Source organism: Cysteiniphilum sp. GTC20157, assembly GCF_055396795.1.
Map to the genome: position 1 here is coordinate 473,382 of NZ_AP044698.1, position 17,823 is coordinate 491,204.

The window sequence follows — 17,823 nt, forward strand, 5'->3', positions numbered from 1 at the left end:
TGGCGTGAAGCACAATCATAATTCAAAACACAGTGTGCTTATTATGGCAGGAGGAACTGGTGGGCATATATTCCCAGCGTTAGCGGTAGCAGATGAGCTTAAAGAGCAAGGCATTGAAGTGTTTTGGCTTGGGACTGAATATGGTCTAGAGACTAAACTGGTTGGTGAGCGTTATCCACTGCATTATCTATCTGTTCGTGGTGTGCGTAAAAAAGGCATGCTAAAAAAACTGTGTTTGCCCTTTAGCTTAAGTTATGCGGTCTTGCAGGCAGTGCGAGTTATTCGCAAACAAAAAATCAAAGTGGTTATTGGCTTTGGCGGTTATGCAGCAGGTCCTGGTGGGTTAGCCGCACGCCTTATGCGTGTGCCTTTGATTGTCCATGAGCAAAACGCGCGTCCTGGGATGACCAATAAAACACTCGCTAAATTTGCGCGTAAAGTGCTGTGCGCTTTTCCAACCAGTGCCTTTAAAACAAAGTCAAGTATTGAGGTGATTGGTAATCCGATTCGTGATGAGATAAAGGTGTTGCATGAGCAAAACCATGATTTTTATAAGCATGTATTAAATGTTTTGGTATTAGGAGGCAGTCAAGGAGCTAAGCTATTAAACGACGCGATGCCAGAATTTGTGCGTGATTTGCCAAAGGATGCTTGCGTTAATCTATGGCACCAAACAGGTGAGAAAACGTATCAAGAGACTAAAGATGCCTATAATTCATTATCTCCTGATTATAAATGTGAGCTTAAAATTGAGCCATTTATCAGTGATATGGCAGCTGCTTATCGGTGGGCAGATATTGTTGTTTGTCGTGCGGGTGCTCTAACTGTTTCCGAGGTTGCTTGCGCCGGTGTACCTGCTTTTTTTGTGCCGTTTGCCCAAGCGGTAGATGATCATCAATATCACAATGCGCAATTTCTAGTTCAGGCAGAGGCAGCAATTTGCATCCGTGAGCAGAATTTTAATGCGCAAAAGTTAATGGCTTTTGTGCGTGCGATGGATATGAATCGTGCTCAGCTTGAGAAAATGTCGAATCATGCAAAGGGTGTTGCAAAGTTAGATGCTGTTGCAAAAGTTGTGGCAGAAACTAAAAAATACTTTGCTGTCTGAATTAAAGTAAATAGCCGTATTTAAATCAAGAAATTAGTTTATGCGACAAGATGGCTCAATTGAACTTGAGCTATTGGCGATTCTTGCCGCATTAGATGCTTTTTTGCGCTGGATAACACCTTTTTCATAATGATAATATCACTTAGATTTTGATTAGAGATGTAATCGCTGATTTGCAGTGGTAACTTGATCTTGATTGTTTGTTCGAAGCCTGCGCACTCAAGATAGTTGGCTCCAAAGTGTGTAAACGCATATAACGCATCACAATTAAGATTATCAGCAAGCTGTTCGATATGATTGAGTAATTTCGCTGCAATTTTTTGATTGCGGTGTGCTTTGTGTGTTGTTAATGCTTTAACAATCATGGCATTGTGATAAATTTCGATGTGAGCAACGCCGGCAAGTTCGTTGCGCTTAGTAAAAAAGCCAAAAAAGAGCTGTCTTGGGCTAAAAAACCATTCAGCATTAAAAAAGTTTACATCAGCAAAAAGTTGTTGAACTTGTGATTGATGTGCTTTTGTTAGTGCTTGAATCGTCATAAGGCGCTCCTTTAAGTATTAGCTTTTTTAGCTTTGGGTTGTATGAACTTTTGTTTTATTTCGCCAGGTAACACTTTTAATGCGTTAGAACAACGCGTCACAGTGCTGATGCTGACCCCTAAGTTTTTAGCAATTTCACGCTGAGGCTTTTCACCTAATATCATAAGTTCTGCTAAAGCATAGCGGTTAGCTATCTGATTTTTTTCCTCAAGTGTGAACAAAAAATCCAATAATGTTGTCATTTCAGTTTCATCATTTGTCTGTTGTAACAGTTTAACTAAGTTTTTCCAGTTGGATTCCATGATCATGCGACCAAATCTTTGTATTAGTGTAACGATACATGCGTGATTGTGATCTGTCCAGCTAAAATTGGAAAAATTTAAAAACGCGTTCAGTGCTTGGCAAAATATAATGACATATACCCATCATAAACTAATGGTACTACCTTTAGGAGGATGACTAACCATCCATGGCAGCTCCGCATTGGATCCTTACGCCATCCTGGCTCAGGATGACAAGTCAGAGGCTGTCATTGCGAGCATGGATGCGTGGCAATCCATTTTATCAGGGATGATTGATTTAACGTCGTTGCAAAGCCTATATTTATAAGCTACTTCTTAAGGTAGCGCCATTACATCATAAACCATTTTACAGAATCTCTTGCTTTGCATTTGCCGCGCCTTTACAAAGTTGAATTTTGGCAATAGTCCTAGCTATTACCTGCAATCCAACTTTGTAAAACCCTCATAAACTGCTTTGCAACTAAACACCGCAAAATGATTTACGATGGGCGTAAAAGCTATGTAATAAGCGCTAACAGTATTTGAATATATTCATCAATGCATTTAGAATAACCAGCACTAAATTGTGGTATAGTGCGCGTTAATTGAAAATGTGAAGTTGAAGTGACCAAAGTTGCCACTGACTCAATAGATTAAGATTTGAAATAATCAAAGTAGATAAAAAGGTTTTGTGCATGAATATAGAGCTTGCAAAAGAAAATATGATCAAACAGCAAATACGAACATTAGGTGTACCCTATGGTGATTTGCTCAGTGTGATTATTGACACCCCGCGTGAGGTTTTTGTTCCTAGTAATTATAAAGAGGTTGCATATTCAGAGGTTGAGATTCCGCTTAATCACCATCAATATGAATTAACACCACAAACAGTGACTAAAATGCTGCAATTACTACAACCTAAAAAGCATGAAAGAGTACTTGAACTTGGCTGTGGTAGCGGTTATTTAACAGCACTTTTGGCAAAGCTCACCAAGTTAGTTGATGTGGTCGATCAGCATGAAGATATGTTAAATCATGTCAGAAATGCGCTAAAAACGATTGGCGTTTACAATGCTAAATATCATGTGAATAAAGAAAATAGCGTGGATGTTTTAAACCAGTTGCTGCAACAGCATAATGTTTTTGACTTAGTGATTGTTAAAGAGATGCAAAAATCAGAGCCTACGGATTATCTAAAATATCTCGCTGCCAATGGTAGAATGTTGTACTTTCTTGAAAAAGATAGCTATGCTAAGGCTGTTTTGGTACAAAAGAATGCGGATGGATCTTACCAGCAAATGTCAACGTTTGATGTTTATAAGCCAGTAGGGCAAAAAGTGCAGGATGAAACATTTCAATTTTAGGTAATAATGATAAAAGGTTAGGTAAATAGATGAAAAAAATCACCTTAATAATGAGTGGATTGCTTTTCTTGGGATATGCATCAGCAGAGCCTGCTGATTCTCCGACAAAAACGCAAACAACAACTACTACAGCGAATGTATCACAGACACAAGCGCAAAACTTATCGGATATTTATCAGTTAGCGCAAAAACGAAATGCACAGTATTTGGCGGCAGAAGCTACATTTCACTCTACTCAAGAGGCCGTGCCAGCGGCATTAGGCAAGCTTTTGCCAAATATTACGCTAAGTTATAATGCACAAGGCAACTACAGCTCGACTGCTGATGCATCTACTGGGGCAAAGTCAAAATACTTTACACAATCACCAAGCTTAACAGCAACTCAAGCACTTTTTAACTGGGGTGCTTGGGGTGGTTATAATTATGCAGATTATCAGGCAAAAGCTGATGCAATTACTTTTGTAATGGCGCAAGCAAGTCTGATTACCAATGTTGCCAGTGCTTATTTTGCGGTGTTGCAAGCTCAGGATAATCTAGCATATGCACAAGCGAACCAATCATGGAACAAAGAGCTTTTAAATCAAACACAAGAGAAATACAAAGTTGGTTTATCTGCCATTACCGATGTTCAGGCAATCAAAGCACAATATGAGCAAGCTGTGGCGGCAACGGTTCAAGCAAAAAATGATTTGGCAACATCCTATGCGACATTAAGTCAAATTATCGGTCAACAAGTGACCTCAATTGAAAATTTAAGTAATAACTTCCCGTTTGATAAGCCAGATCCAGATAATATGGATAAATGGATGGATATTGCCTTAAAGCAAAATTATAACATCGTCCAGAATCAGTTTCTTTTGGAGGCTGCTAAGGCGGGTGTCAGTGGTTTATGGGGTAATTTTTTACCCGCAGCAACATTAACAGCCAAAGCTTCAAGAGGACTAAACTATCAAAATACTAATTACACTTCAGGAAGCAATAGTGCATCAGTTGGTGTCGGTGTGTCTTGGAATGTGTTAAACGGTGGCAGTGATTATGCCTCATTAAAACAGCAGCAATATACAAAAGAAGCCTCAAAATATACGTTACTAGAAGCGCAAAGAGCGACCGAAAGCCAGTTGAAAACAGCTTATTTGACCGTTTTATCTGACATTGCGCAAGTTGAAGCTTATAAGCAGGCGGTGATTGCCGCAGAGGCTTCCGTGAAAGCAATGAAAGCTGGCTATGAGGTGGGAACGCATACGATTGTTGATCTTTTGCAGCAGCAACAGCAGCTTTTCCAAGCGCAGCAGCAATATGCACAGTCGAAATACGCCTATATTAATGACTTGCTAACACTCAAGAATACTGCCGGTGTGATTAGTTACAAAGATATCAATGCGATTAATAAGTGGCTAACTGCAGATAAAGTTTCTACTAAAAGTAGTGGCAAAATTTAGTATTAGTTAATAGAAGGCATACCTTAAATGTCAAATAATAAAAAAGACGGCAGACTAAGCTACCTAGAAGTTTTTCTCGAACGCATTGTTTTTGCTAGCCGTTGGATTCAGGCACCGATTTATCTTATTTTGATATTGGTGCTTTTGGCATTTGTTTATCAAATGGCCAATGAAGTATTGCATCTTTTTACCAGTATCAATGTGCTTAAGCCGCATGAATTAATCGTGTTGGGGTTGACACTTTGTGATACCGTTTTAGTTGCAAACCTGATTGTTATTGTTATTATTAGTGGCTATGAGAATTTTGTCTCTAAGATTGACGTTGAGCACAAATCTGGTGAGCCGATTTGGATTAAGCGTTTATCACATACGGGGGTTAAGCTTAAAATTGCAGGTTCAATTGTAGCGATTTCATCGATTTCGTTGTTAAAACAATTTCTAGATATCCCGCAGTTATCAAACCGTGAGTTACTGTGGTATGTTGTATTGCATTTGACGTTTTTAATCTCAGCACTTATTTTGGTGTTTGTTGGGTTGCTAGAGAAGAAAATTAAAGAATAGACATATGTGGTTAAGCGCCTGAATGCAAGGCGTGTCACTAAAAACTACTGGATAGATGATGACAATTAAAAACCGCCAACAGGCAATAGTTGATGATTTTGATTTTTTTGATGACTGGAGTGATAAATACGCCTATCTTATTGGCTTAGGTAAGAGTCTTGAGCCATTTCCAGAGGATAAAAAAGATGAAGCGCATATGGTCAAAGGTTGTCAATCACAAGTGTGGTTTGATGCCATTTTCGATGATGGCAAACTCAAGTTTTATGCGGTTAGTGATGCGGCAATTGTTTCAGGCTTAATTGGATTGTTATTGAAAGTCTATAGCGGATCTACGCCAAAAGAAATTGTAGCATCAGATACTGATTTTATGAGCGAGATTGGCTTAGCAAAACATTTAAGTCCCACGCGCAACAATGGGCTGCATGCAATGATTAATTATATCTATGGTACGGCACAGAAATATGTCGATGTTAGCGCCTGAGGTTATTGTTTTTAGACCTGAACCAAAAGCTTCTCTATTGGTTGATGCACTTCATTGCCATGATATTTCTGCGTTGGCAGTTGAGCCATTTACGATTAAATATATTCCTTTTGAAATAGCGAATGCGGCATATACAGATATTATTTTTACCAGTACCTATGCGGTGGAATCATTTTTCAGTGCTGTTCCTGATCATGCAATAATGGTTAATGCGACTATTTGGGCAGTTGGTAGCGCCACAGCGTTAGCCTTACATAAGCATGGTATTAAGGCGCATTATCCTGATAAAGCCGATTCAGAGCATCTGTTAGCAATCTTGTCAGATACTGATCAATCGCTAAGTGATCGCCATTTTTTGCTGATTAAAGGCGTAGGTGGGCGTGAATTATTAACCAATGTGCTACAACAACAAGCGGCAAGTTTTTCACTGATCAATTGTTATGAACGTAAGCCTTGTGATAAAAGGGAGTTACTAAGGAAAGTGCAGCAGATTGATTGGTGCACTAGGCATCCTAAAGTTTTACTCTATACAAGCTTTGATGCACTCAAAGCATCAATGCCCATTTTTCATATTTTTAGTGATTGGCAGCAAAAATGTACGGTTACTGTGACAAATAGGCGAATGTTGGACTGGGCTAAACGCCAAGGTTTTGTTAAATTATATCTGTTAGAGAATTTAACCCATGATCAGCTTGTAGCACAGATCATTAAGCTACGATAAGAGGATGTGACAGTATGTCAGAAAAAAGAACTCATGAGGGTAACGACGCTGATTTAGCCGAAGCGACAGTTCATGCAAAGAAAGATAATGGAAGCTTGACTGCTGACAAATCTAAAAGCGAGAGTAAAGTGGTAAAGAAGGCTAGCAAGGAAAGTAAAATAAGTTGTTGGCGAGGCTACGTTGCTATTGTCATTGTCGTGTTTATTTTTGCGATTTCAGGCTTGGCAGCAAGTATGTTTGTGTTATATAAGCAGCAAAGCTATAACCAAACGTTGCAAAAACTTGAATCAGTGGTGTCAGCACCTGTTAAGACCGATGATACAGCAGCGAAGCTTCTACAAAGTAAGTTAGACGCTCAGACGGTAAAACTTGATAATCAAGCCAAGATGATCGATGCGCTTGAAGCAAAGCAGGCAAATCAGCAAAATGCGGTCACTGAAGCGCTAAAAGCCAATCAGCTTAATCAAGTGCAACTAGCACAAAATGTAGCACAACTAAAACAAAGTTATTTGCTTCCTAGTTCACAGCTTAGTCAACAGATTCAACAAATGCATAAACAAGCGGTTGTTATTAATCTGCAATTTGCCAAACAGGCTTGGCAGGTTTTAGGTAGTAAAACGCAGAGTTTATTTTTCCTAAATCAAGCAAAAGCGTTATTAATGAATGTTGATGGTGCCGCTAAATGGATGCCCGCTTTAGATGCACTGATTACGCAAATTAATAATGAACCGAGTATTGATGAAAGCTTGGCTAAAATTAATAACCTACAGCAACTACTATTAAGTTTGCATATTCAGCCACCATTGACTTTGGTTAAAAATAATCAGTCAGACAAAAATGATGTGAATGAAATTAATCAAAAGAATACTTGGCAGGATGCATTATCGCATTCTTGGCAACAAATGAAGTCACTTATCCAAGTTGAGAAAATGAAACCTCAGGATCAATTATTATTAAGCCAACAGGCGCAGATGAAAGTGTTAGCAAGTCTCTATCAGTTGCTCTGGCAGTTAAAGCTTGCCGTGATTAATAACAACTCACAGATGCTTACTGAAGTGAAAACACAGTTTAAACAAACGCTTGAGCAGTATTTTAAGACTGATGACTCTAGCAAGAAAATCATAGATGTTATAAGTAAGGTTCACGTTATCAATACCGATGTGATGAATAGTGATATTGATGCATTAACTCATGCAATATTAAAAGGAAGTAACGTTTCATCCAAAGATATTCCGGCAACTGAAACCAAAGGTAATCAGCCATGAAAAAAATCATCTGGTTGGTGTTGGTTTGTGCGTTAGCCGTATTAATTAGTTTATGGGTAATTGCTAATCCTGGGGTTGTGGCGTTTTTTGTAAAAGATACCTTGATCAAATTACCACTATGGCTTTTTGTGGTATTGGTTGTCGCGCTCTTTTGTATTCTTGGTCTTTTATATCACTTATTAAGGCTTGTATTGTTGAGCCCAAAACAGTGGTGGCAAGGTTTGCGTGTACGTAGGCGTGATAGATTGACTTATAAGTTGGTTGAAATGCAAAGGGCATATTTATTAAAAGACCATCATCGATTAGAGAAAAAATATACGCTAGCAAAGCTTAATATGCCTATAGTTGGTGATGGTTTGGTGATGTTGTATTGGCAGAGTTTACTTTTGCAGGGAAAATTTCAGGAACTGCAAAGCATCTTGCAAACTTCAAGTAAAGCCAACAAAAAGACATTTGTTTGGCGCTATTATCAGGCAATGGTTTTTTATAAGGTGGCAGCATTTGATGAAGCGATGCCGTTGTTGCTTACATTAATCAAAGACTCACCAAATAGCATTGAAATTATTGAGGCGTTAATTAACAGTCAGTTGGCTGAAAAAAGAATTATTGATGCGAAAAACACGCTATTAAAATATCATCGAGTTTTATCTTCATTAACTGCTGATAATGCATTTCAGCAGTTATTTCGTCATGCGATTTCCTTACGCGATTTAAATGAAATCTGGCAAAGTGTGCCACGGACACATAATCTGTCACTTGATGCAGAATATGCATATTTCAATCGTTTATATAGCTTGGTGCCGCAAGATGAATTTAAAGAGCGCATGCAAAAGCGCTTGCTTGCATCATTTGATAAACCACTTATTAGCTTATATTTAGAGCTTACAAAAGAGAATGCGGCGTATGAATTTGTGCGTTCATGTTGGCTTAAACAGTTAAAGCAAGATGATCAAAGCTTGAATATCTTGATCATAAGTTTTGCCTTGATTTATCAAGATGATGAATTTGTCGCTGCAAACTTATCCAAGGTGCATGAAAGCGCTTTAACGATAGCTGAACAGTTGAAATATTTATTAGCAAAAGAGCGACTAGCTTATAAGCAATCGATGCCAAATCAAGCACAAAAGTACCGTGCGCTGCATGATCAGTTATTACTGGAGCATTTATGATATATGTTAAACGTTGGTATTTGAACAATCCACTTAGAAATTATAATTATCTTGTTGTCAACGACGTCAATCATAAGGCGTTGATTATTGATCCAACAATGGCGGATCATTATGAACAATTTTTAACTGAATATAATATTGAAGCAGAAGCTATTTTACTCACGCATGATCATGGTGACCATATTGCAGCAGTGGCTGCGTTAAAGGCGAAATACAATATTCCCGTTTATGCACATTTTGAGCATTATCGCGGTCATCAGGTTGATCATTATGTTCAGGATAATGAAATACTGAACTTTAATACAGCGAATTGTCAGGTAATTAAATGTCCTGGACATATTGCCTCGCATGTCAGTTTTTATTTCCCGCAACAAGAGCTTCTTTTTTGTGGGGATACGATATTTACAGCAGGTGTTGGCAATGTCAAAGATAGTACGGCGGATGTGCTGCGTTTATATCATAGCATTGAGAAACTGCGATCACTGCCGGAAACAACAAAACTGTATCCAGCGCATGATTATTTTGAAAATAATTTGTCTTTTGCGCAATCAATTCAGCCGCAAGATAGCTATTATCGTCAATGGTTTGATAAAGTCACGGACATAGCGCCTGAGGATAAACCTATCACAACGCTTGCTGATGAGAATCAAATGAATATTTTCTTTAGAGCAAACGAAAGTGGACTTCAAGCAACTCTACGCCAGCAAAATGAGCATGTCATTGATGCGCAAACAGCATTTTGTGAATTAAGAGCGCGTAAAGATGTCTTCTAAAACTTTGGAAAAATATCAACTTTCTGATCTCTTAGATGTCATGTCAGCATTGCGTGATAAAGATAAGGGGTGCGCATGGAGTTTAGCGCAAACGTGGCAAAGCTTAACAGAATATACGATTGAAGAAGCTTATGAGTTAGTGGATGCAATAGAGAATAACTCAAGTGAAGCGGTGAAATATGAGTTGGCAGATCTGTTAAACCAAGTGGTTTTTTATGCGCAAATTGCCAAAGAGCAGGCATTATTCGAGTTTGGCGATATAGTGGATGCGTTAGCCCGAAAATTGATTGAACGCCATCCAGATGTTTTTGCTAAAGGTAATATCAAAGATGTTGAGGCGCTAGAGCAACAATGGCTAGATATAAAACGGCGTGAACGCGGCAAATTAAACAGTGAGCTTGATGGTATTGCCTTGAATCTTCCGGCATTAACTGTCGCCAAGAAAATGCAAATAAGAGCCTCAGGTGTCGGTTTTGATTGGCAGAAAATAGAAGATGTCTTTGACAAGCTTGAAAGTGAGGTGGATGAGCTTAAAGAAGTGCTATTACATGATCAGCAAAAAGCACAAGATGAGCTTGGTGATTTACTCTTTAGCTGTGTCAATCTTGCCAGACACTTAAAAGCAGATCCTGAGATGTTAATGCGTCAAGCGAATCAAAAATTTGCCAGACGTTTTCGCGGCGTGGAAGCTGCATTAAAAGCGCAAGATCGTAGTATGCTTGATACGGATGCTGATGAGCTAAACAGGTTGTGGGATTTGCAAAAGCAAGTTAAGTGAAAAGTTAATAGCACTACCTTTAGCAGGATCTCTAACCATCCATGGCAGCTTCGCATTGGATCCTCACGCCATCCTGGCTCAGGATGACGAGTCAGAAGGTGTCATTGCGAGCATGGATGCGCGGCAATCCATTTTTGTCAGGGATGGTAGAGTTAAGTTCGTTGCAAAGCCTATATTCATAAGCTAATTATTAAGGTAGTGCCATTAAAGTGAAAAAAGCTTTTTCATATTACTTATGCGCTGTAACAAGATAAGAAATCCGCCGTAATTTCCTTTGGTAATTTATGTAATCATAATACAATAAAGCACCTGTTTTATTTAAGTTTAAAAGGATCTTGTGTGTCCAATAATTTGTCTTTCTGGCATTTGGTGTTAAATGCTGACATCGTTGTGCAGTTAATTATTTTAATTTTAATCGTTGGTTCTATCTGGTCGTGGGCGATTATGATTCAGCGTTATCAAGTGCTGAAGTCTGCCAAAACTGAAGCAAGAGCTTTTGCTAAGCGTTTTTGGTCGAGTGGAAATATCAATAAAGTCTATCAAGAGCTGCAGCACAATAAACACAAAAACCAAGGGTTATCCTACCTTTTTAGCTGTGGCTTTCGTGAATTTATGCGGTTACGTAAACAAGGTGAATTACATGGTGATGTTGTTTTAGAAGGTGTTGAGCGCTCAATGCGCGTGGCAATGATGCAAGAAAGTGAAAAACTTGAACATCAAATTTCGCTATTAGGGACGATTGGTTCTATTGCGCCTTATGTTGGTTTGTTAGGAACGGTATGGGGTATTATGGCATCGTTTACCGCCTTAGGTGGTGTGGAGCAAGCCACTTTGTCAATGGTGGCGCCACATATTGCTGAAGCCTTGATTGCTACAGCTTTAGGTCTGTTTGTGGCAATTCCTGCGGTGGTTGGTTATAACCGCTATTCACGTTTGGTCGATGGGGTGTTGCTTGAGTATGAAAACTTTCAAGATGAATTATGTACTTTGCTTTATCGCGAAGCGTATAAATCTGAGATAAGCGAGGAAGCATAATGCGTCGAAGAAACTCGCGTCGAACCAAACGTCAAGCGATGGTTGAGATCAACGTCGTTCCGTATATCGACGTGATGTTGGTGTTATTAATCATTTTTATGATTACGGCACCGATGCTAACACAGGGTGTCAAGGTTGACTTACCGCAAGCACAAGCCAAGAAAATCCCACCTTCTGATCAAAAACCGTTGATTGTGACAGTCAATCAACAAGGTCAATATTTTATAAATCGCAATGATGAGCAAAACGCATTAACAGCAAGTCAACTAAGTGAGCTTGTTGCCACGACATTAGCGCAAGATAAAGACAAGCAGATCTATGTGCGTGGTGATAAAAATGCAAGTTATGGTCAAGTGGTTGAAGCGATGGTTCTGCTGCAAAAAGCAGGTTTAGCGAGTGTTGGGTTGGTTACTGATGATCCTAAAGAGTAAGCGACGTATTTATGACCAATAAGTCAAAGCAATCAAGCAAGTTTAATCAACTAAAGGCATGTGTTAAGAGGCTTTATGTGGCGGCCACTGCAACACCTGAGCGTTTGAGCTTTTGCTATTCTGTTTTGTTGCATGTGGCGTTAGTGATTGGTTTAATTATCATTGCCAGTGTTTTGCAAACAAAAAAGAACACGCTTAATCTTACTGGTGGACGTACTGTTGTGACATTGAATAGCAAGGAGATTGTCCAAGCAACAGCAATTTCCAGTGAAAGTGTCGATCAGCAAGTTGCTGCATTTGATCAAAAACAGCAGCAAATAAAACAAGAAAAGCTTGCTAAAGAAGAACAGCGTCAACAGAAGATCAAAGCGATTGAAGAGAAGATTGCAAAAGCACATGCTGCGGAGATAAAGCGTCAAGAGGAATTAAAGGCAAGAAAGGCTGCCAAACAAAAAGCATTAGTAGAAGCCAAGTTAAAAGCAGAGGCAGAGGCGCGAGCTAAAGAGGCGCAAAAGCAAAAAGCCTTAGCACAAGCAGAAGAAGCAAAGAAAGCGGAAAAAGAAAAGCAGGAAAAACAAGAAAAACAGTTAAAAGCTCAACAACAAGCACAAAAGAAAGCACAAAAGATTGCTAAAGAAAAGGCGGAGCAACTAAAAGCGCAACAAGAAGCTGAAAAACTAGCCGAAGCCAAGAAAGCTCAGGTAGAAAAAGAAGCGAAAGAGGCAAAAGAAGCAGCGGCGCGAAAAGCCGCGTTAGATGCCTTAAGGCAGTCTGCTTTAAATGATCTAAACGCGCAAAGTGCGGAAGCCTCGGCGCAAAGCGCTACTGAAAAAGCGCTACAAGCATATGCAAGTGCTTATAAGGCGCGAATTGAAGCGGTGTGGATAATGGATGATTGTCGCAAAATAAGTGCAGATCATTTACCTACAGTAATGATTGTCCCTGGAGCTGATCCAGCAATTTCTGTTTCCAGTGGTAGTAAACAGTGTGATCGTTCACTGCTGTTAGCCTTTAAAAATGCACAAGCTCCAGCGTTACCGCAGGATAAAAAAGCAAGAGAGCTTATTGCACAAGGTATTGATTTTAAATTTGGACAACAAGGGTGATAAATATGCGCAAAATGATACAACTATATTGGTTGCTTTTTTTAACATTGATAGTAGCCTGCTCAGCGCAGGCACGTTTGACCATTAATATTACTCAGGGGGTGTCTCAACAAATTCCTGTGGCAGTGATGCCATTTAATGGGCAAATGATTAAAAATAGTCAGCTGCCAGATGGTATTGCAGCGGTTATTGCTGATGACCTTCGCAATTCAGGGCGTATTGAGCCACAGACGTCAGACTTTGCACAAAAGGTTGATAATGTACAACAAATCATCTGGTCGAAATGGTCAGCAGATTATGTACTTATCGGACAGATTGATAAAAACAATGGACGCTATAATATCACGTATGAGCTAGCCAGTAAGCTCAGTGGCAAGGTGTTAAGTGCACGTAAATTTACCAATCTTCAAGAAAGTCAATTGCGATTATTAGCGCATACCATTAGTAATTATATTTATGAGGCGATTACCGGTAGCAAAGGCTACTTTACATCAAAATTAGCATATATCGATGTTGAGAATCCTTATAATGTAAAAAAGGCAGTTTATCAGCTAGTTGTATCGGATTATGATGGCTTTAATCCACATGTGTTGTTGCGCCAAACCAAAGAACCGATTATGTCACCGACTTGGTCGAAAGATGGCAAATATCTTGCCTATGTCAGTTATCACAAGGGTGGCATGGCAATTTATACGATTGGTGTCTATACCGGTGAGCGTAAAAAGGTTGCGAACTATGAAGGGATTAATAGCTCGCCAGCATTCTCACCCAATGGTACAACTTTGGCAATGGCGTTATCTCAAGGCTATTCTGAGAATACCAATATTTATTTAATGAATTTGAATAATGATAAACTGTATAAGAAGCTGACTTTAAATGGTATTAATACAGCGCCAACCTTCTCGCCATCAGGTAAAGAGGTTGCTTTTGTCTCAAACCGTGGTGGCAATCCACAAATTTATACCACCGATATTGATAGCAAATATCCTGCTTCAGAGCGCTTAACATATGGCACAAAACAAGCGTTTGATCCGCAATACACGGCAAATGGTCAAAGTATTGTGTTTATGTATCAAAAAGACAGTAGCTCAGGTACGCAGATCGCCAAAGTCGATTTAAGAGATAAGAAGATTACGGTATTAACGCATGGTTCAATGGACTCATCTCCGAGTGTGTCTCCAGATGGCAACATGATTATCTATGCACAAGGTCAGCCTTCAGGGGGTGCCAATCTTGCGATGGTGTCGATTGACGGCAAGGTTCAAATTAGCTTACCATCTAACACACAAGGCGCCATTCAATCACCCGCATGGTCACCAGCTGTGTAATAGCGTAACTCCAATAATTAAATTAAAAAACAACTAGAAGCTTAAGGAAACCCAATGAAATTAAGAATTAAAAAGTCCACTTCACTGGCGGCAGCAGGCATTTTGTCAGTATTATTGATCGCAGGATGTGCTTCACAGCGTCAAGCACCGATTGAAGGTATTGGTCCTGAGGGAAGTGCAGGCATGTCAGCACAAGGCAGTGGTGTTGAGACGAATGCGTTAGGGCAAGCAGGCAGCTTAGATAGCCAGAGTATTGCTGATTTACAAAGTCAAATTGCCAATATCGGACAATATACGCCAGCACAACAACAAGCAATGATTGCGGCGTTAAACAGTATGAGCTCATGTAAGACAGTTTACTTTGCCTTTGATAGTACTTCATTAACCAATGATGCGAAAACATGTCTAAATCAAGTAGCAAGTTATTTATTGAAATATAATCAACCACTACGTTTGGCAGGGCATACTGACCCGCGCGGGAGTGAGAAATATAACTTAAATCTTGGGCAGCGTCGTGCTGATAGCGTGCGTCAATATTTACTACAACAAGGCGTTAGTGGCAGCCAGCTATGTACGGTGAGCTATGGCAAGTCGCAACCTGTGGCAGCACCTTCACAATTTTATGGTGAGATGTCAAAAGCCAAAGCACAGCAGCATGCCTATTATTTAGATCGACGTGCTGAACTTGACTTTGGACAAACTTGCGGTTAACTCTTATGTTTCTTTCGTTTAACAAAACCAAAAGTATTGGTATTGGCATATTGGCAATTGCTTTATTGCCTAGTGTCAATTTTGCAAGTGTTGAGTCAGATATACAAACACTACAATTGCAAACAACTAAATTGAATAATCAAGTGCAATATTTGATTAATCAACAAGCCAATGCGAGCAATCAGGACTTTAGTCAAACGCTAGCTGATTTGCGCGGTAAGATTGAGGTTAATAGTTATAAAATAAGTCAACTAAATGATGTGGTGTCGACTAAGTTAGCCGCTTTTGAAAAAGAACTTGAAAGCCTTAAAGCTGAAGTAAATAAGCCATCACCTAAAGAGCTTAAGTTACAACAAGATAATGCAGCCTTTGATAAAGCCAATAAGGCATTATTAGCCAAGAATTATAAAGAGGCTGAGCAATTATTTAAACAGTATCTCAAAGCCTATTACAATGGTGAGCATTACTCCGAATCATTATATCTATTAGGGCAAATATATCTTATTGATGGCAATATAGATGACGCTTATGCACAATTCAAAACGATTGTCACTCGTTATCCAAAAAGCATTAAAATTGCGGATGCCACTTATGCTTTGGCATTATTGGAGTTAAGCAAAGGTAATACCAAAACAGCAAGCACCTACTTAAAACGTGTTGTCGACAAATATCCATATGTGGCTGACAAAGCAAAAACACAACTTGCTAAATTAAAGTAAGTATATACCCATTTTCACCTCCCCTTGCGGGAGAGGTTGTGCAGCTTATGCTGCGCGGCTGAGGGGTGATTAAGTTCAACTTATTCTTGATTCATTGTATGACTTAATGTCCATTAAAGTTTTGAGCCCGTTGCGCAAGGTAGTCAAGCAAGCATGTAATGCATCTATTAATTACACGTAATTAACTGTTGTTTTCGTAATTTTTAATTTGATTCAATTCATCTGTATATTTGCTGCCAGATTGCGCTAGATAAAACAAGAGAATCTGACTAACATATTTGTCATTTGAATGAGTTGCTGTTTTAGGAGTTTTACTTGTCACACATAGAGCGTGCATTTGGCAAGGTTGGAGTATTGTATGGCGGATGCTCTGCTGAACGTGAGGTGTCATTACGTTCAGGAGCTGCAGTCATTGACGCATTAGAGAAGCTTGGTATTGATGTGGTTGCCATTGATGCTTCAGGTAAAGAGTTAGTTAATCAGATTGCCAATGCTAGTCTTGATCGCTGTTTAATAATGCTACATGGCGGTGATGGTGAGGATGGACATGTGCAAGCCTTATTGCATCAACTTGGTATTCCATATACCGGTTCTAATACACTGGGATGCGCTTTAGCAATGGATAAAATGCGTACCAAAAAACTATGGCAAGCCGAAGGTTTGTTAACACCTAAGTCAAAAATAATTGATGAGCGGCTTGATGTATCGGGTCTTAAGTTTCCATTGGCAATAAAACCGACAACCCAAGGTTCAAGTGTCGGTATTCATAAGGCATTATCAATAGAAACCTTAGTTGAAGCATATGAAGATGCCGCGCAATATGGTGAGGTGATGGCAGAAGAATGGATCGAAGGCAAAGAGCTTACTGTTTCGATCGTTGATCAGGTCGCGTTGCCATCTATTTGGATTGAACCAAAGCTTGAGTTTTATACCTATGAAGCTAAGTATACTAAGGAAGCTGCGACTTGCTATCATTGTCCAAGTGGAGTAACAGCAGACATGGAGCAAAATCTTAAAAGTATTGCACTGAAAGCATTTGCAGCGGTAGGATGCAGTGGTTGGGGGCGTGTTGATTTTATGCTATCTACAGATAATGAATTATACCTGATAGAAGTCAATACAGTGCCAGGAATGACCAACCTAAGTTTAGTGCCGCAAGCAGCTAAGGCACATGGTTGGGATTTTGAAACCCTTGTACTTAAAATACTAGAAAGCTCATTATGAAACTAAAGCTATATATCAAGTCAGCCTGTTTCGTCTTAATTTTTGTCGGACTTTTGTTGGGTGTGCGCTATGTGTTTAAGGAAAGTAGTGCGCATTTACAGAAAGTTGCGATTGTCACAAAAGGCGAGCTTGATTATATCTCAAAGCCACAGATTATTGATTTGATTAAACCCTTTCAACAAGACACGTGGTGGGAACTTGATGTTGAGAATGTGACACAAGCCATTCAAGCATACCCAGGCATCAAAGAAATCAAAGTGCAAAAACAGTGGCCTGACCAACTAGTTGTTGAATTAACAGAGTATCAACCAAAAGCCTATTGGAATTCGCGCAATGAAATACTACTTGAAGATAAAGAGGTTATTGCACCAAAATATTTCTCAGGCATAGGAAATTTACCTGTTTTCTATGGGCAGAAAGATGATATTGACACAATAGAAAAGACTTATGAGCATTTGCAAAATATAGCGCTAGATAATAGCTTTAGCATTCGTGATATTAGTTTCCAAGGTAATCAATGGCAAGTGACATTAAATACGGATGTTAGAGTATGGCTTGGCTCGAGTCAGATCGAGCAAAAGCTGTTACAGTTATTACAGAACTATAAAAGTATTGAAATTCCTAAGGGTAAGAAATTAGCGACGGTTGATATGCGTTATCATAGTGGTTTTGCTGTTGGCTTCAAAGCGACGGATAATGATGCTCAAAAGGCTTAAAATTAACAAAAAATCGTAAGTTTACCGTATAAGCAAGATTCAGTTTTGCCGAATTTATGTTAGAGTATACAGCA

20 protein-coding genes are annotated in these 17,823 nt (G+C 39.2%); 18 read left to right on the forward strand and 2 right to left on the reverse strand.

Annotation, left to right across the window (positions count from 1 at the left end; translation table 11 throughout):
* Positions 1–4 precede the first annotated feature (4 nt).
* Positions 5–1,108, forward strand: coding sequence for an undecaprenyldiphospho-muramoylpentapeptide beta-N-acetylglucosaminyltransferase (gene murG / locus ACZ5V8_RS02120; RefSeq protein WP_464218155.1), 1,104 nt, complete (start codon positions 5–7; stop codon positions 1,106–1,108).
* 38 nt (positions 1,109–1,146) lie between these two features.
* On the opposite strand, the gene ACZ5V8_RS02125 is transcribed toward murG, so the two are convergent.
* Both ACZ5V8_RS02125 and trpR read right to left on the reverse strand, forming a co-directional pair.
* The gene (locus ACZ5V8_RS02125; protein ID WP_464218156.1) at positions 1,147–1,647 is read right to left on the reverse strand and encodes a GNAT family N-acetyltransferase; all 501 of its coding nucleotides are present in this window, start codon (positions 1,645–1,647) and stop codon (positions 1,147–1,149) included.
* An 11-nt stretch (positions 1,648–1,658) separates the two neighbouring features.
* Positions 1,659–1,955, reverse strand: a complete 297-nt coding sequence (trpR, locus tag ACZ5V8_RS02130; RefSeq protein WP_464218157.1) for a trp operon repressor — start codon at positions 1,953–1,955, stop codon at positions 1,659–1,661.
* Positions 1,956–2,623: 668 nt separating this feature from the next.
* Between trpR and ACZ5V8_RS02135 the strand changes: the two genes are divergently transcribed.
* The 17 genes from ACZ5V8_RS02135 to ACZ5V8_RS02215 all read left to right on the forward strand — a co-directional run bounded on the left by ACZ5V8_RS02135 (position 2,624) and on the right by ACZ5V8_RS02215 (position 17,749).
* Complete coding sequence (locus ACZ5V8_RS02135) at positions 2,624–3,292, forward strand: protein-L-isoaspartate O-methyltransferase family protein (protein ID WP_440616228.1); 669 nt, start codon at positions 2,624–2,626, stop codon at positions 3,290–3,292.
* Between the two features lie 29 nt (positions 3,293–3,321).
* Positions 3,322–4,731, forward strand: a complete 1,410-nt coding sequence (locus ACZ5V8_RS02140; RefSeq protein WP_464218158.1) for a TolC family outer membrane protein — start codon at positions 3,322–3,324, stop codon at positions 4,729–4,731.
* 27 nt (positions 4,732–4,758) lie between these two features.
* A complete protein-coding gene (locus ACZ5V8_RS02145) occupies positions 4,759–5,292 on the forward strand; it encodes a TIGR00645 family protein (RefSeq protein ID WP_464218159.1) in 534 nt (177 codons plus the stop codon).
* Between the two features lie 58 nt (positions 5,293–5,350).
* A complete protein-coding gene (locus ACZ5V8_RS02150; RefSeq protein ID WP_464218703.1) occupies positions 5,351–5,773 on the forward strand; it encodes a SufE family protein in 423 nt (140 codons plus the stop codon).
* Positions 5,754–6,494, forward strand: coding sequence for a uroporphyrinogen-III synthase (locus ACZ5V8_RS02155; protein ID WP_464218160.1), 741 nt, complete (start codon positions 5,754–5,756; stop codon positions 6,492–6,494). The genes ACZ5V8_RS02150 and ACZ5V8_RS02155 overlap by 20 nt, the downstream gene beginning before the upstream one ends.
* Before the next feature lie 14 nt (positions 6,495–6,508).
* Positions 6,509–7,759 (forward strand): hypothetical protein, encoded by a 1,251-nt coding sequence (locus ACZ5V8_RS02160; RefSeq protein WP_464218161.1) that lies wholly within the window; start codon positions 6,509–6,511, stop codon positions 7,757–7,759.
* Positions 7,756–8,928: a hypothetical protein gene (locus ACZ5V8_RS02165; RefSeq protein WP_464218162.1), complete on the forward strand. Its 1,173-nt coding sequence runs from the start codon at positions 7,756–7,758 to the stop codon at positions 8,926–8,928. Before ACZ5V8_RS02160 ends, ACZ5V8_RS02165 begins: the two co-directional genes overlap by 4 nt.
* The gene (gloB, locus tag ACZ5V8_RS02170) at positions 8,925–9,701 is read left to right on the forward strand and encodes a hydroxyacylglutathione hydrolase (protein WP_464218163.1); all 777 of its coding nucleotides are present in this window, start codon (positions 8,925–8,927) and stop codon (positions 9,699–9,701) included. The genes ACZ5V8_RS02165 and gloB overlap by 4 nt, the downstream gene beginning before the upstream one ends.
* Complete coding sequence (mazG, locus tag ACZ5V8_RS02175; RefSeq protein WP_464218164.1) at positions 9,691–10,479, forward strand: nucleoside triphosphate pyrophosphohydrolase; 789 nt, start codon at positions 9,691–9,693, stop codon at positions 10,477–10,479. Before gloB ends, mazG begins: the two co-directional genes overlap by 11 nt.
* A 339-nt stretch (positions 10,480–10,818) precedes the next feature.
* Positions 10,819–11,514, forward strand: a complete 696-nt coding sequence (gene tolQ / locus ACZ5V8_RS02180) for a protein TolQ (protein WP_117002196.1) — start codon at positions 10,819–10,821, stop codon at positions 11,512–11,514.
* The gene (tolR, locus tag ACZ5V8_RS02185) at positions 11,514–11,945 is read left to right on the forward strand and encodes a protein TolR (RefSeq protein ID WP_464218165.1); all 432 of its coding nucleotides are present in this window, start codon (positions 11,514–11,516) and stop codon (positions 11,943–11,945) included. Before tolQ ends, tolR begins: the two co-directional genes overlap by 1 nt.
* Positions 11,946–11,956: 11 nt before the next feature.
* Positions 11,957–13,051 (forward strand): cell envelope integrity protein TolA, encoded by a 1,095-nt coding sequence (tolA, locus tag ACZ5V8_RS02190; RefSeq protein ID WP_464218166.1) that lies wholly within the window; start codon positions 11,957–11,959, stop codon positions 13,049–13,051.
* A 5-nt stretch (positions 13,052–13,056) separates the two neighbouring features.
* Positions 13,057–14,379, forward strand: coding sequence for a Tol-Pal system beta propeller repeat protein TolB (gene tolB, locus ACZ5V8_RS02195; protein ID WP_464218167.1), 1,323 nt, complete (start codon positions 13,057–13,059; stop codon positions 14,377–14,379).
* 54 nt (positions 14,380–14,433) lie between these two features.
* Positions 14,434–15,090, forward strand: a complete 657-nt coding sequence (locus tag ACZ5V8_RS02200) for an OmpA family protein (protein ID WP_464218168.1) — start codon at positions 14,434–14,436, stop codon at positions 15,088–15,090.
* 5 nt (positions 15,091–15,095) lie between these two features.
* Complete coding sequence (locus ACZ5V8_RS02205) at positions 15,096–15,809, forward strand: tetratricopeptide repeat protein (RefSeq protein ID WP_464218169.1); 714 nt, start codon at positions 15,096–15,098, stop codon at positions 15,807–15,809.
* A gap of 315 nt (positions 15,810–16,124) precedes the next feature.
* Positions 16,125–17,033 carry a D-alanine--D-alanine ligase gene (locus ACZ5V8_RS02210; protein ID WP_464218170.1) on the forward strand — a complete coding sequence of 303 codons (909 nt, stop codon included), beginning with the start codon at positions 16,125–16,127 and terminating at the stop codon, positions 17,031–17,033.
* Positions 17,030–17,749 (forward strand): cell division protein FtsQ/DivIB, encoded by a 720-nt coding sequence (locus ACZ5V8_RS02215; RefSeq protein ID WP_464218171.1) that lies wholly within the window; start codon positions 17,030–17,032, stop codon positions 17,747–17,749. The genes ACZ5V8_RS02210 and ACZ5V8_RS02215 overlap by 4 nt, the downstream gene beginning before the upstream one ends.
* Positions 17,750–17,823 lie beyond the last annotated feature (74 nt).